This is a genomic window from Laceyella sediminis (assembly GCF_003003125.1).
In the GTDB taxonomy this organism is placed as follows: Bacteria; Bacillota; Bacilli; order Thermoactinomycetales; family Thermoactinomycetaceae; genus Laceyella; species Laceyella tengchongensis.
Map to the genome: position 1 here is coordinate 144356 of NZ_PVTZ01000009.1, position 6165 is coordinate 150520.

Annotated in this window: 8 protein-coding genes and 1 rRNA gene; 7 read left to right on the plus strand and 2 right to left on the minus strand. The window is 48.3% G+C overall.

What is annotated here, in order from left to right; genetic code table 11:
• Positions 1-65: 65 nt before the first annotated feature.
• From CLV36_RS11995 to CLV36_RS12005, 3 genes are all read left to right on the plus strand, one after another.
• On the plus strand, positions 66-497 hold the full coding sequence (locus tag CLV36_RS11995; protein ID WP_146130635.1) for a hypothetical protein: 432 nt from the start codon (positions 66-68) through the stop codon (positions 495-497).
• A gap of 65 nt (positions 498-562) precedes the next feature.
• Entirely contained in the window at positions 563-1312 is a 750-nt protein-coding gene (gene cwlD, locus CLV36_RS12000; RefSeq protein ID WP_106342804.1) for an N-acetylmuramoyl-L-alanine amidase CwlD, read from the plus strand.
• 48 nt (positions 1313-1360) lie between these two features.
• The gene (locus CLV36_RS12005) at positions 1361-2461 is read left to right on the plus strand and encodes a P-loop NTPase (protein ID WP_106342814.1); all 1101 of its coding nucleotides are present in this window, start codon (positions 1361-1363) and stop codon (positions 2459-2461) included.
• A gap of 37 nt (positions 2462-2498) precedes the next feature.
• Here CLV36_RS12005 and gerD read toward each other — a convergent pair whose 3' ends face one another.
• A complete protein-coding gene (gene gerD / locus CLV36_RS12010) occupies positions 2499-3128 on the minus strand; it encodes a spore germination lipoprotein GerD (RefSeq protein WP_106342805.1) in 630 nt (209 codons plus the stop codon).
• A 148-nt stretch (positions 3129-3276) separates the two neighbouring features.
• On the opposite strand from gerD, the gene CLV36_RS12015 reads away from it, so the two are divergent.
• On the plus strand, positions 3277-3876 hold the full coding sequence (locus CLV36_RS12015; RefSeq protein WP_181353011.1) for a KinB-signaling pathway activation protein: 600 nt from the start codon (positions 3277-3279) through the stop codon (positions 3874-3876).
• Between the two features lie 72 nt (positions 3877-3948).
• Here the strand turns inward: CLV36_RS12015 and pdaB are convergent, their stop codons facing one another.
• Positions 3949-4713, minus strand: a complete 765-nt coding sequence (gene pdaB, locus CLV36_RS12020) for a polysaccharide deacetylase family sporulation protein PdaB (protein ID WP_106342807.1) — start codon at positions 4711-4713, stop codon at positions 3949-3951.
• Positions 4714-4806: 93 nt separating this feature from the next.
• Here pdaB and CLV36_RS12025 point away from each other — a divergent pair, with 93 nt between their 5' ends.
• The 3 genes from CLV36_RS12025 to CLV36_RS12035 all read left to right on the plus strand — a co-directional run.
• The gene (locus CLV36_RS12025; protein WP_181353013.1) at positions 4807-5421 is read left to right on the plus strand and encodes a stage II sporulation protein M; all 615 of its coding nucleotides are present in this window, start codon (positions 4807-4809) and stop codon (positions 5419-5421) included.
• Positions 5422-5435: 14 nt separating this feature from the next.
• Entirely contained in the window at positions 5436-5858 is a 423-nt protein-coding gene (locus tag CLV36_RS12030) for an OsmC family protein (RefSeq protein WP_106342809.1), read from the plus strand.
• Positions 5859-6080: 222 nt separating this feature from the next.
• Positions 6081-6165: ribosomal RNA gene (locus tag CLV36_RS12035) — 16S ribosomal RNA — on the plus strand; the annotation flags it as partial.

A 6165-nucleotide genomic window follows, 5' to 3' on the forward strand; every position in this document is an offset into this window, starting at 1 on the left:
GGTTTTTTCTGTCCTTCTTTCGTCAACAATAAATGAGATGGATGCAAAAGAAGGAGCGATTTGGCTTGGTGGGGGAAATCATTCATATTGATAGTTTGCGGATAAAAAAAGAAGCGGCTTTGCGCCAAGATGCATTAGATGCGTTCACTTGGGACGAAATGGAGCGGGTGAAAGCCAATCTGATCGAACCGATAGTGAAATATTGGCCGGCCTCGAGAAAATGGCTCCTGCTCGAATTATGTTACCGTCTGGCCTATGAAGCGTTTGTTTGTGGCATGAAAGAAGCCAAATGGAGACGGTCACCACGAACGTTTAAAGAGGCGCTGGATGTGTTTGCGCCGCGCCATCAAGCCCATTGCCAACAGCTGATGGAACAGCTGACCAAAGAGTTTCATGTATTCGAGTGGTTGGATGAATGGAGCGCGGAATCGGTGTTTATGCTGTTGGCGGAGCTGTCTAAAAATTGGTTTATGAAAGGGTATGCACAAAAGCGTTGACGATCATATCAATCGGTCTCGTCCCATACATTAGCTAGTAGGCGATGTGAAGTGAGGCGAGACGCATGAAAATGGCAATGGATTGGTGGAAGCGCCACCAGAAAAAAGGATGGATGATTCTGCTCTGCGCGGCGGTGCTTGTCAGTGCCATCGGCATGTTTTCGGTTATGAAGGTAGGCTCAGTTAGCACCATGGCTATGCCCCTGAGTGGCAAGGTGATCATGATTGACGCAGGTCACGGGGGAGTCGATGGAGGGGCCAGCGGAAACGGATTGGTAGAGAAACATATCACTTTAAATATTGCTTTATATTTGCGGGATTACCTGAATGAAGCGGGAGCATATGTGCTGATGACGCGCGAAGCCGACCAAGACTTAGCCGAACCGGAAACGAAGTCACTCAGTCGGCGAAAAGTGGAGGATTTGTTAAAGCGCATTCACTTGTTGAAGGAGAAGCGGGCTGATGCGCTTGTGAGCATCCATCTCAACGCCATGACATCTCCCAAGTGGTCTGGCGCCCAAACTTTTTACAATCCGATTCGCGAAGAGAACAAGCGGTTGGCCACGCTGATTCAAGCGGAATTGATCAAACAATTGGGGAATACCAACCGCCTGGCCAAACAGAAAAGCGATGTCTACATCCTCAAAGAGGCACATGTCCCCACCGCACTGGTTGAAGTTGGTTTTTTGACCAATCCAGGCGAGGCCAAACTGCTCGCAAATGAGAATTACCAGAAGAAATTGGCTGCCGCCATTTATTTGGGCTTGTTGCAGTATTACACCGGCAAGGAGACACCTCCGTTAACCGATCGTTAATGTGCTATAATGGAAAAGAAATCGCTTTCGATCGAGGTGTCTTGTGACATGATAACGAGAGAACAAGTATTGGACGCTTTAAAAGAAGTAAAAGATCCGGAGATAAATAGAAGCTTGGTTGAGCTAAACATGGTTCGCAATATTGAAATCAAGGGGACGCGTGTGGCACTGGATTTGATTTTAACAATTCAGGGTTGCCCCCTTAAATTTAAGATTCAGGAGGATGTCGAAACGGCGCTGAAGGCCTTGGGGGCTACAGAAGTGGATGTGCGCATTGGTGCGATGACCGATGAAGAGAGAAAAGCGCTGTCAGAATCATTGCGCCGACCCAGTGGTCCCTCCGCAGCGGGCGCAAACACCGAATCGCCCCTGTTGTCCAAAGCTTCGAAAACGGAATTCATCGCTGTTGCCAGTGGCAAAGGCGGTGTCGGCAAGTCGACAGTGACGGTGAACTTGGCTGTCGCTTTGGCGAGGGAAGGCAAGAAAGTAGGCATCATCGATGCAGACATCTATGGCTTTAGTGTGCCGGACATGATGGGGATCGAACAACGCCCCGTGGTGATCGACCAAACCATTTTGCCTGTGGAACGGTTTGGCGTGAAAGTGATGTCGATGGGATTCTTTGTGGAAGACAATGCTCCTGTCGTGTGGCGTGGCCCCATGTTAGGTAAGATGTTGCGCAATTTCTTTAGTGAAGTCCATTGGGGCGAATTAGATTACTTGCTATTGGATTTGCCTCCTGGAACAGGGGATGTCGCCTTGGATGTTCATCAATTGATACCACAAAGCAAGGAAATCTTGGTGACCACCCCGCATGCGACGGCAGCGTTTGTGGCCGCCCGGGCTGGTGCGATGGCCCTTCACGCCACCAAACACGAGCTGTTGGGGGTTGTGGAAAACATGGCGTGGTATCAGAACAAATACGGAGAGCGCGAGTATGTATTTGGCCGTGGCGGGGGAGAGAAACTGGCCAAAGAATTGAACATTGAGCTGCTGGCGCAGATTCCATTGGGTGCCCCTGACAACGACGATGTGGATGATCCGAATTTCGCTCCTTCAGTATACGATGCCAACCATTTTATCGGTAAGATCTACACCACATTGGCGCGCAAAGTGATCGAAAAAGCGCCTGTGCATAGCGAATCCTAAAAAAAGGCTACCGGGCTTATGCCTGGTAGCCTTTTGCTTATGATCCTCCGCTGCCTTCCCCGCCACCGTCTCCGCCACCATCTCCTCCACTGGCTTCTCCACCGCCTTGGCCTTGTTTTTCGCCCTCTTTTTGCTTCAATGCTTCTTGCACTTTTTTGGCCAACTTTTCTTGAATGCTTGGCACTGATACAAGCTCTTCCATGAGCTTTTGCACTTCTTGGCGGGCTTGTTGGCTTTTGAGCAACTGAATCAGGTGTTGGGAAAACTGCGGATCTTTTAAGAGATCGAGCATCATCTTTTGGTACTCTGGATCTTTCATCATTGTTTTGAACATGGTTTTCTGTTGCTCTTCATTCGCTTTATATAAGTTGGCAGCCACTGTTTCTTTTTGCAGGATTTTTTCCCACTCTTTTTTGGTCTGCTGATCTGTAAACGACTTGGACAAAATCGTTTCCAATTCTTTGGAATCGATGGTGACTTTTTGTTTGAACGATGGATCGGTCATGACATCTTCCAGCATCTTTTTTCCTTCAGAGGTGTGCAATACGTCCAGTGTGATCTCTTTAATCTTTTGGTAATCAGGCTCTTGCGGTTGGGATTGGCTGTTATTGCATGAAATGAGGAAAAGACCGGCGATAATTGGGATTATCCATTTTAAGCGCTGCATAAGCGTGTCCTGCCTCCGTTTCCAAGGGAACTACTTTTAATATGGAATGGGTGGATGGGTTTTATGCAGAGAAAGAAAGGCGTCCACTTTCGCAGGTATAATGATTTTGATACAATCGAGAAGAGGAAATGGAACAGGAGAGACGGCCATGACACTAAAAAAACTGTTTTATTGGTTCTGGTCCACACTCGCGCTTGGCGGCGTGACGGCGTTGGTCCTTGCTTTTGTCCTGGAGATATTGGTGGGGCAGAAGATGTTTGGCGACATCACACAACAATTGCTGTTGAGTTTGACCCTGGCGGCGGTTGCTGAGTTGGGGTTCTTTGCATACCTGGTTTTCAATTTCTTGGCCAAGGGGCTCATTCGCAATAAACTGGGTTATGATGTGACGATGTTGGTTCTCACAGTGATCATTTTGGGTAATCTGGTATATCTGAATGCGGTCAAATTCAGTGGGGAAAGCTTTTGGTTGCACTTATTGATTCCATTCATCATTCTCCTGACGGCCTTGATCGTAGCGAAGCTGAAAGAGAAATCGACCAATGTGTCGGCCTATATTCCGACTCTTTTCTTCATGGTCGTGGCTACTATTCTTGAGGCGATTCCATCGATTAATTCCAAAGCGGGCGAAATCCCGTTATTGATCATTTTTCACAGCGTGGTGGTGTTGCTGGTTTGCAACGCATGGCAAATCCTGCAATTGCACCGTTGGATCAAACCGCCGGCGAAAATCAGCCAAACCAAATAAGTAAAACACGACAAACCAGTTCCCTCGATTGGCGGGAAACTGGTTTGTCGCCATCATGCGATGGAAATCTTATCAATCAACGGCTTTCATTTTTACTTCGGAACCGGCGATCAGCTCGGAGACAGTGACAAATTGATATCCTTGTTTGCGCAAGGAGTCGATGATGACAGGCAGGGCTTCGTGGGTTTGCCGGCAAGAATCGCTGGCGTGCATGAGAATGATGTCGCCCGGATGGACGCGCTTGAGAACGCGGTTGATGATTTTCTCTTTTCCTGGGTTCATCCAGTCGAGCGAATCAGTGTCCCATTGGATGGACTTATATCCCATTTGATCGGCGATGCGTAACACCCGTTTGTCGAAATCGCCATTTGGATAGCGGATTAGCTTCGGCTTTTTCCCCGTAATTTCGGTCAAGATTCGGTCCGCTTTGCTAATTTGCGTGCGAATTTGCTCTTCGTTGTACTGGCTATAATTATCATGGCGATGGCCGTGGCTCCCTATCTCAAAACCCATGTCCACAATGCGTTTGACCAAATCAGGATGGCTCTCAGCCCAAGGAGATGACAGGAAGAATGTTGCCTTTTTCAATCCTTTTTGCTCCAACACATCCAAGATCGGTCCGGTGCGTTCTTCCCCCCAACTGATGTCGAACGTGAGGGCCACTTGTTTTTTATCCGTCTCTACACTGTAGATGGCACTTGGCCCAGGGTCAATAGGGAAGAACACTTGCATATTCTTATTTTCAGCGTAGAAAATGCCCATAGCGAAAAACAAAGCTAACATGATGAAAAACGTACTTTTCAATCGTTTTGCAGATAAAACCAAGAACATATTCATCTATGACCCTCCTACTGGCAACCTCTTATTATCAATCTATGCCGATGGACGAGGGTTATGATTGAATCCCTTAAGGCAAAAGGAGTGAAAGATATGCGGATGTGGTTGGCGGCAATCAGGGAAGAAAGCAGGTATCTCGGCATTGCGGCGGTGGTATTCATCACTAGCACCATAGCCGGGTTTGCCAATGGAGATGCCATTCTTGAAAGCATGAAGCAGATGGGGATCATGGATCAATTGGAGCAAGTGATGGGATCAATCAGCAAAGAGCCTACGTTTGCCAATGCCTTCAGCATCATTTTTCTTAATAACCTGCTCGCTTCGCTAGAAATGATTGCGTTTGGGCTTTTGCTGGGGATTATTCCGTTTATGGCCATGTTGACGAATGGGATGGTTCTCGGTGTAGTATTAGATGCGGCGGCCAAGTCCAGCGGGCAGCATCCCTTGGCCATCTTTGTCGGGAAAGTCCTACCGCATGGCGTGCTTGAATTACCCGCTATCATTTTGGCGGCAGCGATCGGCATCCGGTTGGGCATGGCAGGCTGGCGCCGTTTTCTAGCGATGCTGGTACCCGGGCGGCGTGAAGGTTCCATTCAAGAGTGGAAAGGCATCCGGGCCAGATTGCCCCGATTGATTTTGATCATCGCCCTGCTGTTGGCGGTGGCTGCTGTGGTTGAATCGGGCCTTATTGTGTCAGGCATGCAATAAAAGGAGGTACGACAATGAACATTAAAATTGAGTGGCAAGGCAACATGCATTTTAAAACGGAGACACCCTCGGGCCATGCAATTTCCTTGGATGCCTCGCAAGAAGTGGGCGGAGAGAACCTAGGCCCACGGCCGACCGAGGTGCTTCTGTCCGCGGTGGGAACGTGTTCTGGGATTGATATTGTGGATATTTTGCGTAAAATGCGCTTACATGTGGAGTCTTTCGCGATGGAAGTGAATGGAGAGCGGGCAGAAGAGCATCCGCGCCGCTTTACGCACGTTCACATGCATTATCGTCTGACGGGAGATCTGCCGGAAGACAAAGTGCGCCGCGCGGTGAAGCTATCTGTGGAGAAGTATTGCTCCGTATCCAATTCCCTTAACGCGAAAGTGACTGCTAGCTTTGAGATTAATGGCCAACGGTTCGAAATAGATTAATTGTAAACGGGGTAAGAGCGGTTCCGGATGAATGGAATCGCTCTTTTTTGGATAATAAGTGTTGACATGATATAATGCCTGTGATAATATCTTATTTGTCGCCGCGAACGAGCGGTGCGAAATGAAACAAAGTGTTCCTTGAAAACTAAAGAGTGACAACGTGACCTGTCAATTCATTGAGCATAGACTCAAACCTCAGTTTTGCACTTTGGTGTGAAACCTTTAACGGAGAGTTTGATCCTGGCTCAGGATGAACGCTGGCGGCATGCCTAATACATGCAAGTCGTGCGGGGGTCTTCGGACCCTA

Excerpts from the sequence above, each read along its gene's own strand:
- cwlD (WP_106342804.1), top strand. The coding sequence starts at position 563 with ATGAAAATGGCAATGGATTGGTGGAAGCGCCACCAGAAAAAAGGATGG.
- CLV36_RS12005 (WP_106342814.1), top strand. The coding sequence starts at position 1,361 with ATGATAACGAGAGAACAAGTATTGGACGCTTTAAAAGAAGTAAAAGAT.
- gerD (WP_106342805.1), bottom strand. The coding sequence starts at position 3,128 with ATGCAGCGCTTAAAATGGATAATCCCAATTATCGCCGGTCTTTTCCTC.
- CLV36_RS12015 (WP_181353011.1), top strand. The coding sequence starts at position 3,277 with ATGACACTAAAAAAACTGTTTTATTGGTTCTGGTCCACACTCGCGCTT.
- pdaB (WP_106342807.1), bottom strand. The coding sequence starts at position 4,713 with ATGAATATGTTCTTGGTTTTATCTGCAAAACGATTGAAAAGTACGTTT.
- CLV36_RS12025 (WP_181353013.1), top strand. The coding sequence starts at position 4,807 with ATGCGGATGTGGTTGGCGGCAATCAGGGAAGAAAGCAGGTATCTCGGC.
- CLV36_RS12030 (WP_106342809.1), top strand. The coding sequence starts at position 5,436 with ATGAACATTAAAATTGAGTGGCAAGGCAACATGCATTTTAAAACGGAG.